Annotated in this window: 21 protein-coding genes and 1 riboswitch; of the genes, 8 read left to right on the forward strand and 13 right to left on the reverse strand. The window is 66.6% G+C overall.

The window, feature by feature from the left end:
- Positions 1-127 precede the first annotated feature (127 nt).
- A complete protein-coding gene (locus AC5P6H_RS17440; protein WP_495202917.1) occupies positions 128-3,340 on the reverse strand; it encodes an autotransporter family protein in 3,213 nt (1,070 codons plus the stop codon).
- A gap of 319 nt (positions 3,341-3,659) precedes the next feature.
- On the opposite strand from AC5P6H_RS17440, the gene AC5P6H_RS17445 reads away from it, so the two are divergent.
- The 3 genes from AC5P6H_RS17445 (at position 3,660) to AC5P6H_RS17455 (ending at position 7,447) form a co-directional block, all read left to right on the forward strand.
- Positions 3,660-6,080, forward strand: a complete 2,421-nt coding sequence (locus tag AC5P6H_RS17445; RefSeq protein WP_495202918.1) for an autotransporter family protein — start codon at positions 3,660-3,662, stop codon at positions 6,078-6,080.
- A gap of 456 nt (positions 6,081-6,536) precedes the next feature.
- Positions 6,537-6,947: a hypothetical protein gene (locus AC5P6H_RS17450; protein ID WP_049442187.1), complete on the forward strand. Its 411-nt coding sequence runs from the start codon at positions 6,537-6,539 to the stop codon at positions 6,945-6,947.
- A 128-nt stretch (positions 6,948-7,075) separates the two neighbouring features.
- Entirely contained in the window at positions 7,076-7,447 is a 372-nt protein-coding gene (locus AC5P6H_RS17455) for a DUF805 domain-containing protein (protein ID WP_262225276.1), read from the forward strand.
- Between the two features lie 361 nt (positions 7,448-7,808).
- Here AC5P6H_RS17455 and thiL read toward each other — a convergent pair whose 3' ends face one another.
- From thiL to AC5P6H_RS17480, 5 genes are all read right to left on the reverse strand, one after another.
- Positions 7,809-8,771: a thiamine-phosphate kinase gene (thiL, locus tag AC5P6H_RS17460; protein ID WP_197574526.1), complete on the reverse strand. Its 963-nt coding sequence runs from the start codon at positions 8,769-8,771 to the stop codon at positions 7,809-7,811.
- Positions 8,772-8,896: 125 nt separating this feature from the next.
- Positions 8,897-9,376 (reverse strand): transcription antitermination factor NusB, encoded by a 480-nt coding sequence (nusB, locus tag AC5P6H_RS17465; RefSeq protein WP_005408062.1) that lies wholly within the window; start codon positions 9,374-9,376, stop codon positions 8,897-8,899.
- Complete coding sequence (gene ribH, locus AC5P6H_RS17470; protein ID WP_005415267.1) at positions 9,373-9,840, reverse strand: 6,7-dimethyl-8-ribityllumazine synthase; 468 nt, start codon at positions 9,838-9,840, stop codon at positions 9,373-9,375. The genes nusB and ribH overlap by 4 nt, the downstream gene beginning before the upstream one ends.
- A 160-nt stretch (positions 9,841-10,000) precedes the next feature.
- Positions 10,001-11,101: a 3,4-dihydroxy-2-butanone-4-phosphate synthase gene (gene ribB, locus AC5P6H_RS17475; protein ID WP_014645922.1), complete on the reverse strand. Its 1,101-nt coding sequence runs from the start codon at positions 11,099-11,101 to the stop codon at positions 10,001-10,003.
- Positions 11,098-11,724, reverse strand: coding sequence for a riboflavin synthase (locus AC5P6H_RS17480; protein ID WP_197606337.1), 627 nt, complete (start codon positions 11,722-11,724; stop codon positions 11,098-11,100). The genes ribB and AC5P6H_RS17480 overlap by 4 nt, the downstream gene beginning before the upstream one ends.
- Positions 11,725-11,801: 77 nt before the next feature.
- Positions 11,802-11,947, reverse strand: a riboswitch (FMN riboswitch).
- A 496-nt stretch (positions 11,948-12,443) separates the two neighbouring features.
- Here AC5P6H_RS17480 and AC5P6H_RS17485 point away from each other — a divergent pair.
- The 3 genes from AC5P6H_RS17485 to AC5P6H_RS17495 all read left to right on the forward strand — a co-directional run bounded on the left by AC5P6H_RS17485 (position 12,444) and on the right by AC5P6H_RS17495 (position 14,625).
- Positions 12,444-13,064 (forward strand): hypothetical protein, encoded by a 621-nt coding sequence (locus AC5P6H_RS17485; protein WP_014645920.1) that lies wholly within the window; start codon positions 12,444-12,446, stop codon positions 13,062-13,064.
- Positions 13,065-13,216: 152 nt separating this feature from the next.
- Positions 13,217-14,101: a hypothetical protein gene (locus tag AC5P6H_RS17490; protein ID WP_495202919.1), complete on the forward strand. Its 885-nt coding sequence runs from the start codon at positions 13,217-13,219 to the stop codon at positions 14,099-14,101.
- Between the two features lie 95 nt (positions 14,102-14,196).
- Positions 14,197-14,625, forward strand: coding sequence for a hypothetical protein (locus tag AC5P6H_RS17495; RefSeq protein ID WP_080052962.1), 429 nt, complete (start codon positions 14,197-14,199; stop codon positions 14,623-14,625).
- A 36-nt stretch (positions 14,626-14,661) separates the two neighbouring features.
- On the opposite strand, the gene ribD is transcribed toward AC5P6H_RS17495, so the two are convergent.
- From ribD to AC5P6H_RS17530, 7 genes are all read right to left on the reverse strand, one after another.
- Positions 14,662-15,747, reverse strand: coding sequence for a bifunctional diaminohydroxyphosphoribosylaminopyrimidine deaminase/5-amino-6-(5-phosphoribosylamino)uracil reductase RibD (gene ribD, locus AC5P6H_RS17500; RefSeq protein ID WP_495202920.1), 1,086 nt, complete (start codon positions 15,745-15,747; stop codon positions 14,662-14,664).
- A 120-nt stretch (positions 15,748-15,867) separates the two neighbouring features.
- Positions 15,868-16,389, reverse strand: a complete 522-nt coding sequence (gene nrdR / locus AC5P6H_RS17505; RefSeq protein ID WP_010481984.1) for a transcriptional regulator NrdR — start codon at positions 16,387-16,389, stop codon at positions 15,868-15,870.
- A 152-nt stretch (positions 16,390-16,541) separates the two neighbouring features.
- A complete protein-coding gene (locus AC5P6H_RS17510; protein WP_032962449.1) occupies positions 16,542-16,991 on the reverse strand; it encodes a hypothetical protein in 450 nt (149 codons plus the stop codon).
- Between the two features lie 27 nt (positions 16,992-17,018).
- Positions 17,019-17,438 carry a hypothetical protein gene (locus AC5P6H_RS17515; protein ID WP_049442181.1) on the reverse strand — a complete coding sequence of 140 codons (420 nt, stop codon included), beginning with the start codon at positions 17,436-17,438 and terminating at the stop codon, positions 17,019-17,021.
- 6 nt (positions 17,439-17,444) lie between these two features.
- The gene (locus tag AC5P6H_RS17520; protein WP_049442180.1) at positions 17,445-17,918 is read right to left on the reverse strand and encodes a hypothetical protein; all 474 of its coding nucleotides are present in this window, start codon (positions 17,916-17,918) and stop codon (positions 17,445-17,447) included.
- Between the two features lie 125 nt (positions 17,919-18,043).
- On the reverse strand, positions 18,044-19,297 hold the full coding sequence (glyA, locus tag AC5P6H_RS17525; RefSeq protein ID WP_014645914.1) for a serine hydroxymethyltransferase: 1,254 nt from the start codon (positions 19,295-19,297) through the stop codon (positions 18,044-18,046).
- A 188-nt stretch (positions 19,298-19,485) separates the two neighbouring features.
- Positions 19,486-19,956: an RcnB family protein gene (locus AC5P6H_RS17530; RefSeq protein ID WP_049408719.1), complete on the reverse strand. Its 471-nt coding sequence runs from the start codon at positions 19,954-19,956 to the stop codon at positions 19,486-19,488.
- A 254-nt stretch (positions 19,957-20,210) separates the two neighbouring features.
- On the opposite strand from AC5P6H_RS17530, the gene ettA reads away from it, so the two are divergent.
- Together ettA and AC5P6H_RS17540 are read left to right on the forward strand one after the other, a co-directional pair.
- A complete protein-coding gene (gene ettA, locus AC5P6H_RS17535; protein WP_005415249.1) occupies positions 20,211-21,875 on the forward strand; it encodes an energy-dependent translational throttle protein EttA in 1,665 nt (554 codons plus the stop codon).
- A 92-nt stretch (positions 21,876-21,967) separates the two neighbouring features.
- Positions 21,968-23,284 (forward strand): NCS2 family permease, encoded by a 1,317-nt coding sequence (locus AC5P6H_RS17540; protein WP_032962452.1) that lies wholly within the window; start codon positions 21,968-21,970, stop codon positions 23,282-23,284.
- Positions 23,285-23,293: the final 9 nt, after the last annotated feature.

Genomic DNA, 23,293 nt, shown 5'->3' on the forward strand with positions numbered 1-23,293 from the left:
GGAGCCGAGCCATGCTCGGCTGCCCTTCGTCCAGATCGCAGTGAGCCGAGCATAGGCTCGGCTCTACAGCAGCCGTCGGGTCAGAGCCCATTGCCTTGGCAATGGGATCCGACCCCGCTTCACGCGCTTACCAGACCATGCGCAGGCCCAGCTGGCCGCCCACGTTGCGGTAGCCATGATCGCCGCGCTGCACGCTCACGCCACCCCACGCGCCCCAACGCTGGCCCAGCCTCAGCTCGGCACCGGCCTGCACTTCGTAGCGGTTGCGCGGCACGTCCGCAGCCAGCGTGTCACCGTTGAACTGCAACGTGCTGGTGCCGCTGCCACGCAGCCAGTTCACGCCCAGGTACGGTTGCACGGTGTTGCCGGCGGCCGTGCCATGGCCGAACACGCGCACGCCCAGACGCCCGCTCAGGCCACCGGCGTCGGCGTGGTCAATCACCGTGCCGTTGCTCTCCACGTGGCGATCGGCGCGGAAATCGACATAGCTCAGCTGCAGCTGTGGCTGCACGTACAGCGCGCTGGCGTCGCCCTGCCATACGTTGAAGGTGTAGCCGGCCTCCAGCGACGCACTGGCCATGCGCGAGTCGTAGTGCTCCGGCGCCAGGCCGATGCCCTGCACGCGATTGTCGAAGCGGCCGTACTGCAGGGCGGCGTCCACATACGCGCCCCGCGTACTGTCTGCATCCTGCATCCAGGTGCCGTACACACCCACGGCGCTGCCACGCACCCGGCCCTTGGCGCTGTAACCGGTCAGATCGGACACTACGCTGCTGTCGGCGCGGCCGCTGCCCAGCATCACACCGGCAACCGCGTTGCCACGCTGCAGCAGGTCAGTGCCGATCTGCAACATCGAGGTGTTGCCATCAATCGACAGCTGGCCGCCGACCGCGCTGAAATCCGCCTGCTGCCGACCCACGCGTGCCCAGGCCTGGCGCTCGCCGTCCATCGAACGTGCGCCATTGCGCTCGTGCATGCGGTGCGCGAACAGGTTGATCGCCGCCGACTGGTTGGCCAGGTAAGCCCCCGCTTCCGGGCGCAGCACCGGTGGCGGCAGGATCGGATCAGTCGGATCAGTCGGATCGGTTGGATCCGGATCCGGATCCGGGCCCGGATCGACCACGCACCCCGGTGCGGCCGGGTTGTCCTGGCAGATATCGAACCACTGCGAACGCAGATACCAGTTGCCATCGGAAGGATCGGCCAGGCCGCCCTGGAACAGGAAGTACTCGTACGATCCGCCTACCGCGCGCCCGCTCAGTGCGTAGCTTGCCAGTGATGCACCGTCAATCTCGATCAGCGCGATGCCATCCACGGTAGGTGCACCTACGCCACCGATGTTCTTCACCGCGATCAACGCGTCGCCGGAAGTGTCGCCGCGCACGTGCACGCGGTCCATCGCGCTGTCATCGCCGGCCAGCGTGCCCTGGAACAGGAACGTCGCCCCTGCGCTATGCAGGTCGCCGTCCACGGTGAGCGTATTGAAACGGCCGCTGCCGTCGGACAAGGCCACGCCACTGTTGAGTACCTGCAACTCGCCCACCGTGGCATCACCGGTCAGCGTCCACTGGCTGCCGTTCTCGATCGCCATCGTCTGCACCAGATCCGACGAACCCTGCCAGAGCGAACCATCGGCCAGGCGCACATGCACGTCCGACTGTGGTGGCAGGCCTGCGTCCTCGTCTTCCGGGGTAATGACAATGTCGCCGTCCATCCGCGAGCGGCCCTCCAGCACCACATCGAAACGCCCGGCCACCGCCGCATCCAACGCCAGCGCGATGCCGTTGCCGCCCGATACCACCGCACCGTTGGCCAGGGTCAGGCCCGGGTCGCGGCTGCTACGCAGCCATACGCCACCATGCTGGACGCTCACCAGCGAGCCGCCGTCGATACGCATCCGACCGTTGTCATTGATCACCGCCGCCCACGCGCCCTCGCCTTCGGTGCGTACATGGGTGTTGTTCAAAGCGATCTGCCCAGCACCACCGGCAATGACACCGTGCGAGGATCGGCCGACGGTCTGCAAGCGGCTGTCGACCAGCGTGACGGTCCCGCCGGTGCGCGCAATCGCCGCAGCAGACCCATCACCTTCGGTCAGCACCTGGGTATCGACCGCCTCGATCCCGGGCTGCCGCCCCGCGCCGCCCTGCGCATACAGACCATGGGCAGAGTGCCCCCATGTACGCAGGTTGGTACTGAAAAGCTGCGCGCTGCCGCCTCGTGCATCAAGGCCGAGCCCACCGTCTCCCTGGGCCACCACTGAAGACTCACTCAGCACCAGCGTGGAATCGTTCGGCATCCAGATGGCGGTACCTGCAGACGTTGCAAGCGAGCTGCGCTCCACTGTCACGACGTTGCCTCGGCCATTGATATCCAATGCGACCAGCTCGCTGCGGATACTGCTGTCACGCAGGTTCACGCTGCCATTGTCCATCAGCCTCAGTCCCGTATTGCCGGACAGCTCGCTGCTCTGCACGTCCAGCGCACCACCTGACTGATCGACGGCACGACCATGGGCGCCCTGCACGCTGATGCGGCTGTCGGAAACGTTTACGCTGCCTCCCATCGCCAGACCGACGGCGGCGTCACCGCGCATGTCGATGTCCACACCCTTCATCACCAGGCGCGCGCCGCGATGCGCCGTTGCGGCCACACCCGAATGACCCACGCGTCCAATGCTCGCGTCCTGCAGGACGACCTCGGCCGTGCCGGTCGCCAGGACACCATTGCCCGCGTCACCCGCCATGTCGATGTGGACCCCATCCAGCGTTGCTGTGCCCGCATTCGCATACAGACCGTAAGTACCGTAGCGGTTCACCTGCAACTGAGCGCCCTGAACCTGCAGCGTGCCCCCCATCAACCGCAGCGCATCGCCGCCAGTGCTGCGGACCTGCACGCTTCTCAGCACGGCATCCGCGCCCTGCACCTGTACCCCGTGGGCGCTGTTGCCGCGTGTCTCGATCACTGCATCGGCGGCCTCCAGTCGGGCGCCTGCGGCAACTGACGCGCCTGCTGCAGAGATGCCGGTGGTGCTCACCGATGCACCCTGCAACAAGATCAGACTGCCGGCGCCCTCGGCCTGCGCAGCGTGCGCTCCGCGTCCTTCGGTAGAGAGATTGACCGGCCCTGTCGGAAGAATACGGCCGCCGTTGATTGCGTAGAAGGCATGCCCCGACGGGTCGCCCGGCAGCACCGGCTCAGTGGTGTGGTAATCGCCTTCGGCAGGCATCTGGTCGTCGCCGTCGGCCACGATCTGCTGGGCCGAGGCGGGAATGCTGGCAAGCAGTGCAATGGCGAGGGCGGCGGCCAGCGCATGGTGGCGTGGGGTGGGTGTGTGCATGGGGTTGCTCCTGAAAGGAGGCGCCATGCTCGTCATCTCCGTTCACTGCCTCCATCGAATCACTTGCAACTCACCTGCGACAGGCTGTCGCAGTGCTGGCTGAAAGCTGAAGGCGCTACCGGTGTTCAGTGTGCTTTACAACTTTTTGCATGGGTTCGGCCGGGCTGCGCACAGAGACTGGCGCCAGTAGAGACACATGACTTCGCAATTGCCCACCCTTCACGCCACCATCACAGAGATGAAGGATATACGGCACTTCGTCTGAATGCGGTTGCGTCGTGTCGCGTCTCTCCCCCTTCTCCGACACAAGGATTCCCCCATGAAGCGCACCGCCACCGCATCCCATCCTCTGACGCCGCGCCCGCTGTTCCGCAGCCTGTTGCTGGCGCTGGCGTCCCTTCCCGCCGGGGTCGTTTTGGCCGGCGATCTCGATGGCCAGACTGCGGAGGTCGGTGCTGGGGATCCGGTCGAAGCGTGGACGTTGAAGAACGGCTCGCTGCTGACCGTGAACGGAGGAGCGGCCCAGACCATTCTGGCCGATGACTCACGCGTAACGCTGGTTGCTTCGACGGTCTCGCGCAAGCCATCGGGCGACTACTCCGAACATGCCGTAAAGCTGGATGGAAATTCGCTGCTGGACGCGCGTGACAGTACTTTTGTGGGGAACCTGCGAGTACACGATCAAGCGCAGGTTACGCTTTCCGGCTCTCACGTTGTGGTCTCGCCCGGTGCAGGCCAGCAACCTGGTGACAGGCAGTCCGTAGGCCTGGGTTTTTCCGGGATGAGCGTTGGCAGTGGGCGCATCCTGCTCGACGCAAGTACCGTCAGGGTTGATGCCCTGCCCACGAGCAGTGGCAATCCTCTCTCGGACGGCGTGGGGGCACTCATGACCCATGGCAGTCTCGTGCTGCACAACCGCTCCCGTATCGATGCCGAGAATCATGGTGTTGTCATCTCGCCACTCGCAAACGGACAGAACTTCGAGGTGCATTTGGACCGTTCAACCCTGTCGGCCAAGAGCGCGGCAGCCATCTGGGTCCATGGCCGTGCCAGTGATGCTCACATCGATGTCGCCGTTGCCAACGGCAGCCAACTGCATGGAGGGGATGGAATTCTCATCCAACTGAAAGGGCGGACCGCTGTCGCAGCTGGCCGCACCACAGTCGATTTCACTGTCGATGACTCGCGCATCGCTGGCGATGTGGTGCTGGACACGACAACGGTCCCCAACGGCATGATCAACGTGGAACTGCGCAACAAGGCACAGATCGACGGCCGCTTCTTCAACGTCACCTCGGCCAGCATCGACGGCGACAGCACCTGGCTGATGTCCGGCGACAGCACTGTCGGTCATCTCGCGCTGGGTAGCACCGGTACGGTGGCGCTGGGCAATGGCAGTACGTTCAACACGCTCACCGTGGATACCTTCGACGGGGCCGGTGGCACCCTGCTGTTCAACACCCAGCTGGGCGACGACAGTTCGGCCACCGACAAGCTGATCATCAAGGGCGACGCCAACGGCCAGGCCAACGTGCGTGTGCTCAATGCCGGCGGCGCAGGCGCCAAGACCAACAAGGGCATCGAGCTGATCCGTGTGGGCGGTGCGTCCAATGCGCAGTTCGACCTGCAGGGCCGCGCGGTGGGTGGGCAGTACGAGTACTTCCTGTTCAAGGACGCGACCAACGGCGGCTGGTACCTGCGCTCGGAACTTGCCGGGGCGCCGGATCCGTGTGTGATCGACCCGACGCTGCCGGAGTGTAAGCCGGTCGATCCGGTCGATCCGGTCGATCCGGTCGATCCGGTCGATCCGATCGACCCCACGCCGGTGCTGCGCCCGGAAGCCGGCGCGTACCTGGCCAACCAGTTCGCGATGGACCAGCTGCTGCGCCATGGCTGGCGCGACCGCCAGGGCGGCAACACCTCCGCCATTGATGGCGTGCGTGGCTGGGCCCGCGTGGACGCTACACAGAGCAAGCTGTCGGCGGTGGAAGACCAGCTGGACCTGCGCGTGGACCGCTCGCGCCTGCAGCTGGGTGCGGACATTGGCGTGTTCGACAACGGCCAGGGCCGCGTGGGTGTGATGGGTACGCTGGCCAGGTCCGACGCCACTTCACGTTCGCAGCTGACCGGCTACAGTGCACGCGGCAAGATCAACGGTGGCGCGCTGGGCGTGTACGGCAACTGGAGCAACGATGTACTGTATGTGGATGCCAGCGTGCAGCGCGGCCAGTTCCGCAACCGCGTGCAGGGCGAAGGCCTGGCCGAGGAACGCTACGACTCGGACATCTGGCAGAGCTCGCTGGAAGCCGGCTACCGCTTCGGCATCGGCCAGATCGGCAGCACCGCGCTGAGCCTGCAGCCGGAACTGCAGCTGGTCTACACCGATGCCAATACCGATCGCCACGAGGAAGCCAACGGCACGGTGGTGCGCAGCCTGGGCGACAGCGGTCTGTCCGGCCGCGTGGGCCTGCGCCTTCAGGGCGAAGGCCGCAGTGCCGCCGGCGCGTCGGTCAGCCCGTATGTGGTGGCCAACTGGTACCGCGATGGCGCCAGCAACGGCATGGCGTTCGATGATGAAGCGCTGAAGGCCAGCGTGCCGCGCAACCGCTACGAGTTGAATGCCGGTGCGCGCGTGGACTTCCGTTCCGGGCTGAGTGCGTGGGGTGGCTTCGGCGTGATGCGCGGTGACCATGGTTACCGCGAAGCGACGGCGAACCTGAGCATGTCGTACAAGTGGTGAGGTAGAAGCGCGTTCTACTTTCTGTAGAGCCGAGCCATGCTCGGCTGCTTCTCGATGAGATTGTGATGAGCCGAGCGTCGGCTCGGCTCTACACGAATGTCGCGATCGCCACGCTGTGGCGTGCGCCGCACGATTGCAACGCTTTCGAAATTTCCAACAATTCTCATTGGCGGCACTGGCGCTTCATGCAAATCATGTAGCGCCACCGACAATGGGTGGCACGGGCTTCCAATCCCGTTCGGTTAATGTCGTTTACGCTTGCCTGCCGGCGTCGCCCTTTCCTTGTTGGGTGGCGTCGGCAGGCATTCTGTCCGCGCACCTATGGCGGGCGGTGCGTGGGGGCCTCGTGCCCGCCGGCGTTTGACGACGTTAGCCACCGGTATTGGAACCACGCACCGTCCGCCACCCTCGCTGTTAAGCAGGGTGGCCCCTTGCCGCTTGCACAAGGACGCCGCCATGACCGCTTCCCCTTACCCGCACCTGTTCGCCACCCTGGGCGAGGCCGCCACGCGCCTGCCCGATGACCTGGCCCGCACGCTGGAAGACACCTTCGTTGCGCTGCAGAGCGGCAACAGCGCCGGGGCCATCACCCTGCAGGCGTGCCTGCAGTACATCCGCCAGGGCGATGCCGCCGATGGCCAGCCGTGGCCCGGCAGCAACCGCACACCCGGACAGCGTTTGGCCTTGGCGCGCATCGACCGCGCCAATGCAGGGCTGAGTTTCCTGCTGGAACTGCTGCACGCCACCGAACGTGTGCGCGTGGACGGGGATATCGACCAGCAGATGGGTGACGGCGCGCGCGAAGGGCTGTTGCTGGCCTGCCGTGGGCTGGCCGAGTATGTGGATGTGCAGTTGCGAGCAGCGTAAGGACCCAACAAGGAGAAGTGCGGGGTAGCGCTCAGTTCAGTTGCACGCTGCGTGCAATTCCAACGATTCCGATGGCTCATCATCACAGGAGCACCAATAGTGCGCACTTCTTTTCAGGGAGTGCCCGGATGCACAAGATGATGATTCCGCTTACCCGCTATGCCCAGTTCAGCGGGCGCGCCAGCCGCGGTGAGTTCTGGTGGTTCCAGTTGTTCATCATGATCCTGTTGATTCCGTCGAATGTGCTGGGCTTCATTGCTGGCTACACCGGTTCAAGCACGCTGGCACTGATATCGACGGGCGTGGGCGCGTTGGTGTGGCTGGCGATCATCGTGCCGATGATTGCAGTGACCGTGCGCCGCCTGCATGACACCGACCGTTCAGGCTGGTGGTACCTGCTGATGCTGGTGCCGATTGTGGGCCTGGTGGTGCTGGTGTTCCTGCTGCTACCCGGCACGCCGGGCAACAACCGCTTCGATACAGCGGTTCCGCACGTGTAACCCGCCCGCGTTGGTGGGTGTCGACCTTGGTCGACACGCTGTTGGCACGGGCGGCTGACGCATTCGTGCCAACCAAGGTTGGCACCTACCAGAGCGCACCGATGCGCCTCCGCTTTGGTAGGTGTCGACCTTGGTCGACACGCTGTTGGCACGGTCGGCTGACACATCCGTGCCAACCAAGGTTGGCACCTACCAGAGCAACACCGAGGTATTCCCGCCTGGGTAGGTGTCGACCTTGGTCGACACGCTGTTGGCACGGGCGGCTGACGCATCCGTGCCAACCAAGGTTGGCACCTACCAGAGCAACATCGATCTGACCCCACCCCGAAGCTTGGCACCCAGCAGGGCGGTACCGCTGCGGCTACGCGAAGTGCTGGTAACCGCCGTCGGCGGCTTCGCCATCCACATGCACGCCCTGCCCTTCGGCAATCCGACCGATGCGGGTGAGCGGCACGTCCAGCGATTCGGCGAGGTAGTGCAGTGCGTCGCGCTGGTCGGCGGCGGCGGTGAAGCACAGTTCGTAGTCGTCGCCCCCGCGCAGTGCGCAGTCGCGCGCAGTGTCGCGGCCGAGCAGCTCACGCAGCGCGTGCGAGATCGGCAGCGAATCGGCGTCCACATGCGCGGCCACGGTGCTACGCGTGGCGATATGACCGAGGTCGGCCAGCAGGCCGTCGGACACATCCACCGCCGCGTGCGCGAAGGCCCGCAGGCGCAGGCCCAGGGTCACGCGCGGCGTCGGCCGCAGCAGGCGCAGGCGCAGGCTTTCGTAGTCGGCCAGCAGCGTGGCGGTGGCGATGCTCAACGCACCTTGTTGCCACAGGCGCAGCGCGCCGGCGGCATCGCCCAGCGTGCCACTCACCCAGACATCATCACCCACCTGCGCGCGGTCGCGCCGCAGGGCCTGGCCACGCCCGACCTGGCCCATCGCGGTCACCGACAGCGACAGCGGACCACGCGTGGTGTCGCCACCGATCAGCGCGATGTCGTGCTGGTCGGCCAGGGCGAAGAAGCCATCGGCAAAGGCCTCGATCCAATCTTCAGACGCTTCCGGCAGGGACAGTGCCAGCGTGCACCACGCCGGGCGCGCGCCCATCGCGGCCAGGTCCGACAGGTTGACCGCCAGGGTCTTCCAGCCGATGTCGAAGGCAGGCGTCTCAACCGGGAAGTGCACGCCGCTGTTGAGCGTATCGGCGGTGACCACCAGTTGCTCGTTGGCACGCGGCTGCAGCAGCGCGGCGTCGTCACCGATGCCGAGCAGGATGTCGTCGCGCTCGAGGGTGCGGGCGCGGATGCGGTCGATGAGGGCGAATTCGGCCAGGGACATGGGGCGTTCTGCTTTTTTGTAGAGCCGAGCCATGCTCGGCTGCAGTTCGATCACGCGCCGCATTGCCGAACGCAACCGTGCGCTGCACGGTGAGCCGAGCATGGCTCGGCTCTACAGAAATCGGGTCAGTGACCCGATTCGACCTTGCGCCATTCCACGGCGGCACGATCCAGCACGCCGTTGACGTAGGTGTGGCCGTGTTCGGAACCGAAGCGCTTGGCCGATTCGATCGCTTCGTTGATCACCACGCGGTATGGCACGTCCAGGCGGTAGCGCAGCTCGTAGGCGGCCAGGCGCAGCACCGCGCGTTCGATCGCGTCCACTTCCTCGATGCCACGGTCCAGGTACGGGCCGAGCGCTTCATCGATGTCACGACGGTTGTCGAGCACGCCGTGCAGCAGCGCCTCGAAGTACGCCAGGTCAGCGATTTCACGGGCCTGCTCGTGGGCGAACTGGGCGATCAGCGACTGTGCGTTGCCGCCGGAGATCTGCCAGGCGTAGATGGCCTGCACGGCACGACGGCGGGCGCGCGAGCGCAGCACCGGATCGACGCCATCGCGGCGGACGGGTTTACCGGAGGGCTTGCCCTGGGTGTTCTTGTTCATGGCAGTTGCTCCAGCAGATTGACCATTTCCAGTGCGGCGAGTGCGACTTCCTCGCCCTTGTTGCCGTGGCTGCCGCCTGCGCGCGCCTCGGCGTCTTCAACGCGTTCCACCGCCAGCACGCCGTTCAGCACCGGCACGCCGAAATCCAGCTGCACGCGCATCAGGCCTTCGGCGCAGCGGTCGGCCACGTGTTCGTAGTGGCGGGTGTCGCCACGGATCACGCAGCCCAGGGTGAGGATGGCGGCGTGTTCATGGGCGGCGGCCAGGCGCGCGGCCACCAGCGGCAGTTCCCAGGCACCCGGCACGCGGATCACGTCGATGTTGGCTTCGGTGATGCCGTTGCCGGCCAGGCTCAGGCGCGCGCCTGCGACCAGCGCGTCGGTGATGCGGGCGTTCCAGCGGCTGGCCAGGATGGCGAAGCGCGCCGACTCGGGAGTGCGAAGATCGCCTTCGTAGTGGCTCATATGCGGCTTAGGGACTCGATAAGGGGGTAATTCTAGCGTGGATGGGCCCCGGCCGTGGCTGGCGGGGGCCCGCAGGGTGTGCCGACCAACGGTCGGCACCCACCGGTGGCATGGGGCCGGCACCCACCGGTAGTGCCGGCGGCTGGCCGGCAATCCCCCATTACAGGGTGACCGTCTCCACCACTTCCAGGCCGTAACCGGCCAGGCCAACCTGGCGGCGCGGGGTGCCCAGCACCCGCAGCTTGCCCAGGCCCAGGTCAGACAGGATCTGTGCGCCGGCACCGTTGCGGCGCCACTGGCCCACATCCTTGTCCTTGCCCGGCACCACCGGCGCCGGCTGCTGGCGCAGGCGGGCCAGCAGGGCTTCACCGTCGCGCGGGGCCGACAGCACCACCATCACGCCGGCGCCCTCGGCATCGATCGCGCGCAGGGCATCGGTGGCCGCCACGCCGAAGTCGTCGCGGCGCCAGTGCAGCAGGTCGGCCAGCGGGTTTTCCACCTGCACGCGCACCAGGGTCGGGGTGTCCGCATCCGGCGTGCCACGAACCAGCGCGAAGTGCAGGTCGTGGGCGATGCGGTCGCGGTAGGTCACCAGCTTGAACGGACCGAATTCGGTGTCGATCTCGCGCTCGTCCACGCGCTCGACGGTCTTTTCGGTGGCCAGGCGGTAGGCGATCAGATCGGCGATGGAGCCCATCTTCAGGCCGTGCTCGCGGGCGAACACTTCAAGCTCCGGGCGGCGCGCCATGCTGCCATCCGGGTTCAGGATTTCCACCAGCACGCCGGCCGGTTCCAGCCCGGCGAGCATGGCCAGGTCGACGCCGGCTTCGGTGTGGCCGGCGCGGGTCAGCACGCCGCCCGGCTGGGCGATCAGCGGGAAGATGTGGCCCGGCTGGTGCAGGTCCGACGGCTTGGCATTGGGCTTTACCGCGGTGCGGATGGTATGCGCGCGGTCATGCGCCGAAATGCCGGTGGTGACGCCCTCGGCGGCCTCGATGCTGACCGTGAAGTTGGTCTGGAACTGGGCGGTATTGGCCTGCACCATCGGCGCCAGGCCGAGGTCGGCGGCGCGGCTGCGGGTCAGCGGCAGGCACACCAGGCCGCGGCCGTGGGTGACCATGAAGTTGATGTCCGACGGCTTGACCAGCTCGGCGGCCATGATCAGGTCGCCTTCGTTCTCGCGGTCTTCGTCATCGACGATGACCACCATGCGGCCCAGACGGATGTCTTCCAGGATTTCCGGAATCGGGGCGAAGTTCATGCTGCGTCTCCCTGTGGGTGCTGACCGTTGCTCGGCACACCCATCAATCGCTCGACGTAACGGGCCACCAGATCGATTTCCAGATTGACCGCGCTGCCCACGCCGGTGGCGGAGAAGGCGGTGTTGGCCACGGTGTGCGGGATCAGGGCGACTTCGAAGCCTTCGTCGTCCACTTCGTTGACGGTGAGGCTGACGCCGTCCACGCAGATCGAGCCCTTCTTGGCGATATAGCGGCGCAGCGAGGCAGGCGCGGCGAAACGCCAGCGCTGGGCGCGCGCGTCTTCATGGATGGACAGCACCTGGCCGAGGCCGTCGACGTGGCCGCTGACCAGATGGCCGCCGAGGCGGTCGGTCGGGCGCATGGCGCGCTCCAGGTTGATGACCGCGCCCTCGCCCAGCTGGCCCAGCGTGGTCAGGCCCAGGGTCTCGGTGGAGGCATCGGCCTGGAAGCTGCTGGCGTCGAACGCGATGACGGTGAGGCAGACACCGTTGATGGCAATGCTCTCGCCCATCTGCACGTTGTCGAACGGCAGATTCCCGACGTGGAAGGTGAAGCGGACATCGCCGCCGATGGATTCGCGTGCGGCCAGACGGCCGACGCCTTCGATGATTCCAGTAAACAAGTAACGTTCTCCGCGAAAAGTGAGCGAAAAACGCCGCAAGGCAAACAGGCGGGCGCAGGGCCGCGAAGGCCCTGTGGCACCGTCTTCTTTCATCCGGACTATGACCGTCGGCTCCGGCATTGGACCGGATCTGCTGACCCCCGGCCGTGGGCCGGGGCGCTCGCGGGCTCGTGCTTGCGCACCTACCGCCGGTGGGGAATTGCACCCCGCCCTGAAGACGTTTGTGTACCGGCGAACCGGCGTGGCTAGTGTACCAGCCCGTGCTGAACGGGGTGGGGATGACCGGGTTCTGATCCCTTTCCGCAGGCAAGGGCTCTGGCCCCGGCCCTCTCGAAATCGCTACGGGTCAGAGCCGTTTTCCGACGGAAAACGGATCTGACCCCGATCCAGGCCCGCTCGCACTCTGATGACCGGGGTCGGATCCCTTTCCGCAGGAAAGGGCTCTGACCCCGGGTCCCTCGAAATCGCGAGGGGTCAGAGCCGTGTTCCGACGGAAAACGGATCCGACCCCGATGCAGGCCGGCTCGCACTCTGATGGCCGGGGTCGGATCCCTTTCCGCAGAAAAGGGCTCTGACCCCGGCCAAGCCAGACCAGCTTGTGACGGCGGTCTCTCGCATTTTGTAAAACTTTCATTAAAATCCCCAGCGGACGACATGAGGTCGCCACGGGCAGCCGCGAGGGCAGGCCCGCCAATGGACTGAAATTCACAGGAATTCCCATGCGCAAGATCCTGATCGTGGCCGCCCTGCTGGCCGCTGCTCCGTTCTCGGCTTCGGCCGACGCCCTGAGCTACACCTACGTGGAAGGTGGCTGGACCCAGGTCCAGGTTGACGACAACGTGCTGGACGACCCGAAGGTCGACGGTGGCTACCTGCGCGGCTCGGTCGCGCTGGCCGAGCAGGTCTACGTGTTCGGTGGCTGGTCGCGCACCAGCAAGACCCGCCACTACGGCGAAGACTCGCTGAAGCTGGAACTGAACCAGCCGGAGCTGGGTATCGGCTACCACATGCCGTGGACCGACCGCCTGGACTTCACCGCCGATGCCGCCTGGGTGCGCCAGAACGCCGAATCGACCCTGCGCTACGACGGCGTGCGTTACCACGGCAAGGACCACACCAACCTGGGCCGCGTCACCATGGGTATCCGCGGCAAGCCGTCGCGCATGACCGAAGCCTGGGCCAAGGCCGGTTACATGGATGGCGGCAACAACTACAAGGGCACCTGGGTCGGCACCGTCGGCGGCCAGGTCAACTTCACCAAGACCTGGGGTGTAGTGGGCGAGATCGCCGGCTACCGCGACGTCACCCAGTACTCGGTCGGCGTCCGCGCCAGCTTCTGATTTACCGATCGCTCCTCGTCGTGCGATCGAACGGGCCCCGCAAGGGGCCCGTTTTTTTTGGGCCCGCGCGCGCCGGCAGGCGGCCACAGGCACCAACGGGCCTGCGCAAAGATGCGCTACGCTTGCGCGCCTCTGGAACAGGAAACACCGTCATGAAGACTCCCTTGCGTACCCTGCTGGCCAGCGCCCTGCTGGCGGCCCCGCTGCTGGCCGGCGCAGCCCCCGCCACGCTGACGCCCGAACAGGCTTTCGACCTGTACGCACGCGTGCTGCTGGAAGATGACGCCGCGGCGACCCGGGCGCTCAACGATGCGCTGAAGCCGGCGTTCGAAGGCCAGGACGCGGTGACCCCGAACCCGGGTGCGCTGGCCAAGGCGCTGGCCGAACCGTGGCAGGTCGTGCTTGCCAGCACCGGCGCAAAGGCCGACGCGGCCGCCAGCGAAGCGCTGTATGCCAAGGCCCTGCGTGATTCGAAGTGCCGCGCCAGCAAGAGCGTGATTGAAGACAACGAGTACGTGGAAGACCAGAAGCTGGCGCGCATCACTTTCAGCTGCCAGGTGCCCGACCTCGGCAAGGTGCGCCCGCTGTTCGCCGCCAGCCTTGCAGCCGACGCCAGCCCGGCCGCGCGCAGGCAGTTCACCGACGCCTACACCCAGGCGCTGCAGAGCGGTGCGCGCGTGCCGGTCAGCGGCACCTTCACCCTGTACCCGGCCAAGGACAACGGCTACTGGTACAGCGGCAACTTCGACGATCTGGTGGGTACCGTGACCGGCGCGCTGGCACCGTTCGAGGACTGGATGCAGGACGCGCAGGCGGCCAGCGCACCGAAGGTGACCGGCGTACCCGGCTGTGACCTGCTGCTGCAGCAGCACCGCGCCTGCGTGGCGAAGATCGCGCCGGACCAGATCAGTGGCGTGGATGCCATGACCGAGGAACTGAAGGCCAAGGCGAAGGTGAAGTCAGCCGATGACATGACGCAGGAATGCAAGGCACTGCGCCCGATCGCCGAGATGATGTGGACCGACGAATGCGCGTGAGCGGGATGTAACGCCGAGCCTACGCGCTGCCCAGCGTTGCCGACGGCAAGGGCAACTGCATTTTCAGAACCCTTGCATGGCCCTGCGCGGCCTGCATGGTCAATGCTGTTGCCCTCTTCCACCAGGGCAACCGCATGAAACACCGTATGACGTCGACCGCGCTCATGTTGCTGGCGCTGATGGTGTGCTGGCAGGCCGAAGCGTCCAGGTTCAAAGCCACGAAGATCATCGTCGTCCAACCCTCGGTCGCCTTCGAGTCAACCCAGCTGAGCGACAGGCACCTGGATGCGTGGATGAGTGAGGATGATCACTGCCGCGACTTCCTGATGTACCACGACCAGTGTGCCGTGCTGGTACTGCCGGATGAGTACGACGACGGTTTTACGCGTCGCCAGTTGCGGTTCAAGGCGAGGCAACTGCCGGGCGAGGCGCTCGGCGCGTACTGCCGCGACCTGCATGTGCTGTGGAAGCAGCAGTGGAAGGGCCAGTGCCCGGTCGGCGAAGAAGACGACGAAGCGGCCTGACGCCATGGGCGTAGCCCCCTGCCCTGCGTCATTCCTTCATGGGCGCAGCAGCAGCCTGTTGTCCTCGCCGACCTGGCGCTGGTCAACCACGCGCAGGCGACGCTGCTGGTCCATGGCATCGATGCCGAGGCCAGCCAGCAGCGGGCGGCCGTTGTCGCCCAGCAGCGTGGGCGCCTGATAGAGCAGAAGCTCATCGACCCAGCCAGCGCGCAGCAGCGCACCGGACAGCGTCGCGCCGGCTTCGGTATGCACCTCGCTGATACCGCGCTCGGCCAGCAGCGCCAGCACCGCGCCCAGGTCCAACCGCCCCTCTGCGCTGGGCACGCTGGCGAATTCGGCGTCGGCCGCGTCCGGTGCGCTCACCGCCGCAGCGTGCAGGTACAGCGTCGGTGCCCCGCCCTCGCGCACGCGGCTGCATTCGAGCGAGCGCAGGCGCGAATCCAGCACCACACGCAGTGGCGCCATCACTTCGGTATCGGCCAGGCGCACGGTCAGCATCGGGTCGTCGGCCAGCACCGTGTCGGCGCCGGTCAGGATCGCACCGGCGCGCGCGCGCCAGTGCTGCACGTCCTCGCGCGCGGCCGGCCCGGTGATCCACTTGGAACTGCCATCGGCCATCGCGGTACGGCCATCCAGGCTGGCGGCCAGCTTCACCCGCAGCCACGGCCGATTGCGCTCCACGCGCGACAGGAAGCCCTTGTTGAGCTCGCGCGCCTGCGCCGCCATCAGCCCTTCGGCGACGTCGATGCCGGCATTGCGCAGCAGATCGAACCCACCGCCATCGACCTTCGGGAACGGATCGCGCATCGCCGCGACCACGCGCGACACGCCGGCTTCGAGCAAGGCCAGCGCACACGGTGGCGTGCGCCCGTAGTGGGCGCAGGGTTCCAGGGTGACGTAGGCGGTGGCACCGCGTGCTTCGCCGCCGGCCTCGCGCAGGGCGAACACTTCCGCATGCGGGCCACCGGCGCGCTGGTGCCAGCCCTGCCCGACCACGCGTTCGCCGTGGGCGATCACGCAGCCGACCATCGGATTGGGGCGGGTGGTATAGGCGGCACGCTCGGCCAGGCGCAGCGCGTTGGCCATGTGCAGGTGGTCGAGGACGGAGAACGAAGTGGTCATGCAGCCATGGTAACGCCGCCGGTGTTGATCCATGCCGTCAGTGCCAACCAACGGTTGGCACCCACCAGTGAATGCGGCCACCGGTGCCCACCAAGGTTGGCACCCCCAAGGCAGAGGCAGTCAGCCCTTCTTCTTCTTGGTCAGGGCGATCACATCGCCCAGCAGCTGCAGCTGTTCGGTACTGGACGGCAGGTCGCGCTCGAGCTTCTCGATCTCCTCGCGGAAATCGGCCACGTCCTCGAAGCTGCGGTAGACCGAAGCGAAGCGCACGTAGCCGACATGATCGAGCTTGCGCAGTTCGTTCATCACGAACTCGCCGACCTTGATCGAGGGCACTTCGCGCTCGCCGCTGATGCGCAGCTGGTGAACCACCGCACGCACCGCTGCTTCGATCTTGTCTTCGGCCACCGCACGCTTCTGCAGCGCGCGGTCGAAGCCAGCGCGGACCTTGCGCTGGTCGAACGCCTCGCGGGTGCCATCGCTCTTGACGATGGCCGGCAGCTTCAGTTCGACCGTTTCCAGGGTGCTGAAGCGCTCGCCGCAGGCTTCACATTCACGCCGACGACGGATCGTCGCGCCGTCTTCAGAGACGCGCGAGTCGATGACCCGGGTATCGGCATGTTGGCAGAAGGGGCAGTGCATGGAACGCCTGGCTCAGGAAAGTACCTATTGCCACGGTCATGGCAGCGTCGCAAAGGTACCTGAGAAAGGGCGCAGCGGCAAATGCTGTCTGCGCGGAAGTACCTGCATTTCGGCCAACCAGAGCGTCCAGTGAGGTCAGCAGGACCAGACGTTCAACCAGGTGCCGACGGCACCGGGGCCGCGCGTGCCCAGCGCAGCCACGCCAGGTGCCCGGCCATCACCAGCAGCGGCGGGCCGAACCCAAGGAAGGCCAGGGTCGAGATTTCCCCATGCTTGAAGGTGAAGTACAACGCGGCGGCGACCACGGCCAACGCGGCCAGCACCCCCAGCGCAAGGCCGACCCAGGCGACAACCGGTGATTGGCGCAGGCCGGCAACACCGCGCCACAGGAACAGGCCGCTCAGCCACAACCACGACAGCAGGCCGATGATTCCAGCCGACGACCACAGCAGCAACCACGTGTGCTCGTCGCCCGTCAGGTACTTGCCGTCCCATACGACCATCAGCCCCAGCACGGCACCCGTGCCGCCTGCCGCCACGGTGGGCAGGCCCACCAGCAGGCCGGCGATCGCCATCCAGCGTTTGTGCAGACGCTCATCCATGCGTTCGATTTCCTTCCATGGGCCACGTCATGCGCGGCGTTTGATCCACACCAGCATCGCAGCCGGCACCAGCATCGACGGGCCCAGCAGCAACAAGCCGATGCCTTCGGCATGCACGGCGATGCCCCACCACAGCGCCAGCCCCAGCGGGAGCAAGGCGGCGAGACCGCCCGCCAGCAGCATCCACCACCAGAGGCGGTGCACGTGCAGCCCGGCACGCCCCTGCAGCAGAAAACCCGCGCTGAGCCACAACCAGGCCAGGCAACCGGCAATGCCGGCCAGGCCCCACAGCGGCATCACCGTCACCGAGGCCAGCGTGCCATGACCGAACTGGCCCAGCCCCATCAGCAGCAGCATCGTCGCCGCCGCGCCGCCCATCACCAGGCTGGGCAGGCCAAACAGCACCGCCAGCGCGGTGTACAGGTACTTGAGGTGGCGCTCATCCACGCGGGCCTACTCCTCTGATCGCGCCGGGCCGGATGGCTCGCCCAGGGCGTCAGCACGCAGCCGCAGGAGGATCAACGTACCGGTGGGCACCAACAGGGACGGCCCGGCGAACAGCCCGCTGAGCACGGACGAACCCAGCTCGGCGAAGTAATACAGCGCCATCGCCAGCAAGGGCAGGCCTGCCAGCACGCCCAGGCCCAACAGCAGCCACCAGCGGCGTGATGCCATGTGCAGCCCGCGTGAACCATCGCGCAGCCAGACGATGCTGAGTGCGACCCAGGCCACGAGGCCGGCGATCCCGCACGATCCCCACGCGAGCATGCCGGCGGCAAACCACAGGTTGTCCGCGTCCAGCGAGACCAGCCCGATCACCCCCATGACCACGGCGATGCAGGCGCCGGCACCGCCGAAGAACAGGCTGGGCAGGCCGAACAGCACCGCCAGTGCGATGTACAGGTACTTGAGGCGGCGCTCATCCATGCGCGGGATTCCTGATGACGGGGTCAGAGCCCTTCCCTGCGGGAAGGGATCCGACCCCTGCGTCGATCCGGAAGGCGGGGTCGGATCCCTTTCCGCCAGGAAAGGGCTCTGCCCCCACTCTCCGATCAGCCGTAGACCGGGTACTTGCGGCACTGCGCGCTGACGGCGTCGCGCACGCGGGCGATGACCGCGTCATCGTTCGGTGCGTCGAGCACGTCGGCGATCCAGTTGGCCAGATCCACGCAGTCCTGTTCGACGTAGCCACGGGTGGTCACCGCCGGCGTACCCAGGCGCAGGCCCGAGGTCACGAACGGCGAACGCGGGTCGTTCGGCACCGAGTTCTTGTTGACGGTGATGTGGGCCTTGCCCAGCGCGGCTTCCGCGTCCTTGCCGGACACGTCCTTGCCGATCATGTCCACCAGCATCAGGTGGTTCTGGGTGCCGCCGGAGACGATCTTGTAGCCACGCGCGATCAGCGTATTGGCCATCGCCTGGGCGTTCTTCACCACCTGCTGCTGGTAGGCCTTGAAGCCCGGCTCCAGCGCTTCCTTGAAGGCCACGGCCTTGCCGGCGATGACGTGCATCAGCGGACCGCCCTGGATGCCCGGGAACACGATCGACTGCAGCTTCTTGACCAGGTCTTCGTCGGCGCCCTTGGCGATGATGATGCCGCCGCGCGGGCCGCGCAGGGTCTTGTGGGTGGTCGAGGTGACCACGTGGGCGTGTTCCAGCGGGCTCGGGTAGACGCCTGCGGCGACCAGGCCGGCGACGTGGGCCATGTCGACGAACAGGTAGGCGCCGACCTTGTCGGCGATGGCGCGGAAGCGTGCCCAGTCGATCACCTGCGAGTAGGCCGAGAAGCCGGCCACGACCATCTTCGGCTTGTGCTCCAGGGCCAGGCGCTCGACTTCGTCGTAATCGATCAGGCCCTGGTCGTTGACGCCGTACTGCACGGCGTTGAACAGCTTGCCCGAGGCATTGACCTTGGCGCCGTGGGTGAGGTGGCCACCGTGGGCCAGGCTCATGCCGAGGATGGTGTCACCCGGCTGCAGCAGGGCGAAGTACACGGCCTGGTTGGCCTGCGAACCGCTGTGCGGCTGCACGTTGGCATAGTCCGCATCGAACAGCTGCTTCAGGCGGTCGATCGCCAGCTGCTCGGCGATGTCCACGTATTCGCAGCCACCGTAGTAGCGCTTGCCCGGGTAGCCTTCGGCGTACTTGTTGGTCAGCTGGCTGCCCTGGGCTTCCATCACCGCCGGGCTGGTGTAGTTCTCGCTGGCGATCAGCTCGACGTGGTCTTCCTGGCGCTGGGTCTCAGCGGCGATGGCCTTGGCCAGTTCGGGATCGTAGGATTCGATGCGGACGTCACGCGGGAACATCGGGTACTCCAGCAGGCAGGGAAAAGGGGTACGGCTCAGCCCTCGATTGTAGCTCCGCACTGGCCCGCTGGGGCCGAAACGGACGGGGCCGGCATCCCCGAAGGAATCCGGCCCCGTATGGTTTCGATCGATAGTTGTGGGGTCAGAGCCCTTTCCGTTGGAATGGGATCCGACCCCGGCCGCGATCCTCAGCGACTGAGCACGTACTGGGCGATCACACCGGTGGCGATGGCCACCAGCAGCATGTTGCCGCGATCATCCCGGATCCACTGATGGCCGTACGGCGGGCGGCGCAGGTTGTAGCGCGGGTAGTCGTTCACCACGTAGACCGGGCCGCGGTAGTAGTCGCGGTAGCGGTGGCCGACCTTCCAGCCATAGCCCGGGCCATAGGCCGGGCGATAGACCACGCGCGGCGGTGCCGGGCGGTAGTAGCGATCATGGTCACGGTGCCAGTCGCGGCGGTCGCGTTCCCAGTCGCGCCGGGCCTCGCGGCGGTCGCGCTCCCAGTCGCGGCGGTCCTGGCGCCACTCACGGCGATCCTCGCGCCACTCGCGGCGGTCGTGGTCGCGGCGATGGTCGTTGTCGGCGAAGGCCGGGGTCACGGCGCCCAGCGCCAGCACAGAGGCCACGGCGCCGGCCATTACTCGATTGATGCGCATGTCAGACCTCTGCTTGGGTGGGTGGTGAGCCCATATTGCGCAACCGATCTGAACCGTTTCCGGCTGGAAACGCTTCCCGCTGCAGGACTGTGACGGAGTATTCAGGCCACGGCCAGCCTGCGCGGCTCCGGCCGGGCGCGGGCCGGAACCGGTTCCGGCTATAATTGGCGGTATTCCATTCCAGTCTGTGCCCGCTGCCGCAACGGGATGTTCCCGTGACGGGTCGGGCGCAGGGCCGCGCCTACGGAGACCGCATGTCCTCGCAATACATCTACACCATGAACCGCGTGTCCAAGGTGGTCCCGCCCAAGCGGCAGATCATCAAGGACATTTCCCTGTCCTTCTTCCCGGGCGCGAAGATCGGCCTGCTGGGCCTGAACGGCGCCGGCAAGTCCACCGTGCTGAAGATCATGGCCGGCGTGGACACCGATTTCGAGGGTGAAGCCCGCCCGCAGCCCGGCATCAAGGTCGGTTACCTGGCGCAGGAACCGGAACTGGACCCGAACAAGACCGTGCGCGAGTCGGTCGAGGAAGGCGTGGGCGAAGTGCTGCAGGCCCAGGCCGCGCTGGAGGCGGTGTACGCCGCCTACGCCGAGGAAGGCGCCGACTTCGACGCGCTGGCCAAGGAACAGGAGCGCCTGGAGGCGATCCTGGCCGCTGGCGACGCGCATACCCTGGAAAACCAGCTGGACGTGGCTGCCGATGCGCTGCGCCTGCCGCCGTGGGATGCCAAGATCGCCAACCTGTCCGGCGGTGAAAAGCGCCGCGTCGCACTGTGCCGCCTGCTGCTGCAGAAGCCGGACATGCTGCTGCTCGACGAACCGACCAACCACCTCGACGCCGAGTCGGTGGAATGGCTGGAACAGTTCCTGGCGCGCTATACCGGCACCGTGGTGGCCGTCACCCACGATCGCTACTTCCTGGACAACGCCGCCGAGTGGATCCTGGAACTGGACCGCGGCCGCGGCATTCCGTGGAAGGGCAACTACACCGAATGGCTGGTGCAGAAGGATGAGCGCCTGAAGCAGGAAGAGAACCAGGAAAAGGCCCGCCAGAAGGCGATCCAGAAGGAACTGGAGTGGTCGCGCCAGAACGCCAAGGGCGGCCGCTCCAAGGGCAAGGCCCGTCTGGCCCGCCTGGAAGAGCTGCAGTCGCAGGATTACCAGAAGCGCAACGAGACCAACGAAATCTTCATCCCGCCGGGCGAGCGCCTGGGCAACATGGTGATGGAGTTCAAGAACGTCTCCAAGAAGTTCGGCGACCGCCTGCTGATCGACAACCTGTCGATGCTGATTCCGCCGGGCGCGATCGTCGGCATCATCGGCCCGAACGGCGCCGGCAAGTCGACGCTGTTCAAGATGATCACCGGCCAGGAGAAGCCGGATTCGGGCGAGATCGTGATCGGCCCGACCGTGCAGCTGTCCTACGTGGACCAGAGCCGCGACAAGCTGGAAGGCAACCACAACGTCTTCCAGGAAATCGCCGGTGGCCTGGACATCCTCAACATCAACGGCATCGAGATCCAGTCGCGCGCCTACATCGGCCGCTTCAACTTCAAGGGCCAGGACCAGCAGAAGATGGTCGGCTCGCTGTCCGGTGGTGAGCGTGGCCGCCTGCACATGGCCAAGACCCTGCTGCAGGGCGGCAACGTGCTGCTGCTCGACGAACCGTCCAACGACCTGGACATCGAAACCCTGCGTGCGCTGGAAGACGCGCTGCTGGAGTTCCCGGGCAACACCTTCGTGATCTCGCACGACCGCTGGTTCCTGGACCGCATCGCCACGCACATCATCGCTTTCGAAGGCGACTCGCACGTGGAGTTCTTCCAGGGCAACTACCGCGAGTACGAGGAAGACAAGAAGCGTCGCATGGGCGACGATGCCGCGCCGAAGCGCCTGCGCTTCAAGGCGCTGAAGTAAGAAAGGAAGAACGGCCGCGCTCTGCGCGGCCGTTCTGCATTCGGGTAGGTCACGACCGTTGGTCGTGACACCTTATTGTTGCGAGACGCCCCATGTCCCTGTTCGAACGCCTGTTCCAGCTGCAGCAGCACGGCACCACCGTGCGCACCGAGCTGCTGGCCGGTGTCACCACCTTCCTGACGATGTCCTACATCGTCTTCGTCAACCCGGAAATCCTCGGCACCACCGGCATGGATGCGGGTGCGGTGTTCGTGGCCACCTGCCTGGCCGCGGCGCTGGGTTCGGCGGTGATGGCGCTGGCGGCCAACTTCCCGGTCGGCATGGCACCGGGCATGGGCCTGAACGCGTTCTTCGCCTTCACCGTGGTCGGTGCCGCCGGCCTGCCGTGGCAGCAGGCACTGGGCGCGGTATTCATCTCCGGCCTGGTGTTCCTCGTGCTGTCGCTGACCGGTGTGCGGGCGTGGCTGGTGTCGGGCATTCCTTCGTCGCTGCGCTCGGCGATCGTGGCCGGCATCGGCCTGTTCCTGGCGATCATCGCGCTGCAGAAGTCCGGCGTGATCGTCGGCAATGAAGACACGCTGGTGGCGCTGGGCCCGTTGAATACGGCGCCGCCGCTGCTGGCACTGGCCGGCTTCCTGCTGATCGCGGTGCTGGAAGCGCGCCGTATCCGTGGCGCGATCCTGATCGGGATCCTGGCGGTGACCGGCGCGGGCTGGGCATTGGGCGACGTGCAGTACCAGGGCCTGGTCTCGCTGCCGCCGAGCCTGGCGCCGACCTTCCTGCAGCTGGACCTGCCGGGCCTGCTGCACCACAACGGTGGCGCGCCGATCGCCGTGTTGCTGCAGGTGGTGCTGGTGTTCGTGCTGGTGGAAGTGTTCGATGCCACCGGCACCCTGTATGGCGTGGTCGGTCGCGCCGGACTGCTGAAACTGCCGGGCGCGCAGAAGCGTTTCGGCCGCGCGCTGCTGGCCGACAGCACGGCGATCGTGGCCGGTTCGCTGCTGGGCACCAGCAGCACTACCGCGTTCGCTGAAAGCGCCTCGGGCGTGCAGGTGGGCGGCCGCACCGGCCTGACTGCACTGGTGGTGTCGGCACTGTTCCTGGCCGCACTGCTGTTCTCGCCGCTGGCGGCGATGGTGCCCGGCTATGCCACCGCACCGGCGCTGCTGTTCGTGGCCGGCCTGATGCTGCGCGAACTGGTGGACGTGGACTGGAGCGACCTGACCGAATCGGTGCCGGCCGCACTGTGTGCCCTGGCGATGCCGTTCACCTACTCCATCGCTAATGGCCTGGCGTTTGGCTTCATCGCGTATGCGGCGCTGAAGGCCGGCACCGGCCGCTGGCGCGAAGTGCATCCGGCGGTGTGGCTGGTGGCGGTGCTGTTCGCGCTGCGCTACGCGTTGGAATAATCGGGGCGC

The organism is Stenotrophomonas sp. YJH_SMC_110 (assembly GCF_059369255.1).

What these genes read in the sequence shown, in the direction of transcription:
- AC5P6H_RS17440 (WP_495202917.1), bottom strand. Translation starts at nt 3,340, where the DNA reads ATGCACACACCCACCCCACGCCACCATGCGCTGGCCGCCGCCCTCGCC.
- AC5P6H_RS17445 (WP_495202918.1), top strand. Translation starts at nt 3,660, where the DNA reads ATGAAGCGCACCGCCACCGCATCCCATCCTCTGACGCCGCGCCCGCTG.
- AC5P6H_RS17450 (WP_049442187.1), top strand. Translation starts at nt 6,537, where the DNA reads ATGACCGCTTCCCCTTACCCGCACCTGTTCGCCACCCTGGGCGAGGCC.
- AC5P6H_RS17455 (WP_262225276.1), top strand. Translation starts at nt 7,076, where the DNA reads ATGCACAAGATGATGATTCCGCTTACCCGCTATGCCCAGTTCAGCGGG.
- thiL (WP_197574526.1), bottom strand. Translation starts at nt 8,771, where the DNA reads ATGTCCCTGGCCGAATTCGCCCTCATCGACCGCATCCGCGCCCGCACC.
- nusB (WP_005408062.1), bottom strand. Translation starts at nt 9,376, where the DNA reads ATGAACAAGAACACCCAGGGCAAGCCCTCCGGTAAACCCGTCCGCCGC.
- ribH (WP_005415267.1), bottom strand. Translation starts at nt 9,840, where the DNA reads ATGAGCCACTACGAAGGCGATCTTCGCACTCCCGAGTCGGCGCGCTTC.
- ribB (WP_014645922.1), bottom strand. Translation starts at nt 11,101, where the DNA reads ATGAACTTCGCCCCGATTCCGGAAATCCTGGAAGACATCCGTCTGGGC.
- AC5P6H_RS17485 (WP_014645920.1), top strand. Translation starts at nt 12,444, where the DNA reads ATGCGCAAGATCCTGATCGTGGCCGCCCTGCTGGCCGCTGCTCCGTTC.
- AC5P6H_RS17490 (WP_495202919.1), top strand. Translation starts at nt 13,217, where the DNA reads ATGAAGACTCCCTTGCGTACCCTGCTGGCCAGCGCCCTGCTGGCGGCC.
- AC5P6H_RS17495 (WP_080052962.1), top strand. Translation starts at nt 14,197, where the DNA reads ATGGTCAATGCTGTTGCCCTCTTCCACCAGGGCAACCGCATGAAACAC.
- ribD (WP_495202920.1), bottom strand. Translation starts at nt 15,747, where the DNA reads ATGACCACTTCGTTCTCCGTCCTCGACCACCTGCACATGGCCAACGCG.
- nrdR (WP_010481984.1), bottom strand. Translation starts at nt 16,389, where the DNA reads ATGCACTGCCCCTTCTGCCAACATGCCGATACCCGGGTCATCGACTCG.
- AC5P6H_RS17510 (WP_032962449.1), bottom strand. Translation starts at nt 16,991, where the DNA reads ATGGATGAGCGTCTGCACAAACGCTGGATGGCGATCGCCGGCCTGCTG.
- AC5P6H_RS17520 (WP_049442180.1), bottom strand. Translation starts at nt 17,918, where the DNA reads ATGGATGAGCGCCGCCTCAAGTACCTGTACATCGCACTGGCGGTGCTG.
- glyA (WP_014645914.1), bottom strand. Translation starts at nt 19,297, where the DNA reads ATGTTCCCGCGTGACGTCCGCATCGAATCCTACGATCCCGAACTGGCC.
- AC5P6H_RS17530 (WP_049408719.1), bottom strand. Translation starts at nt 19,956, where the DNA reads ATGCGCATCAATCGAGTAATGGCCGGCGCCGTGGCCTCTGTGCTGGCG.
- ettA (WP_005415249.1), top strand. Translation starts at nt 20,211, where the DNA reads ATGTCCTCGCAATACATCTACACCATGAACCGCGTGTCCAAGGTGGTC.
- AC5P6H_RS17540 (WP_032962452.1), top strand. Translation starts at nt 21,968, where the DNA reads ATGTCCCTGTTCGAACGCCTGTTCCAGCTGCAGCAGCACGGCACCACC.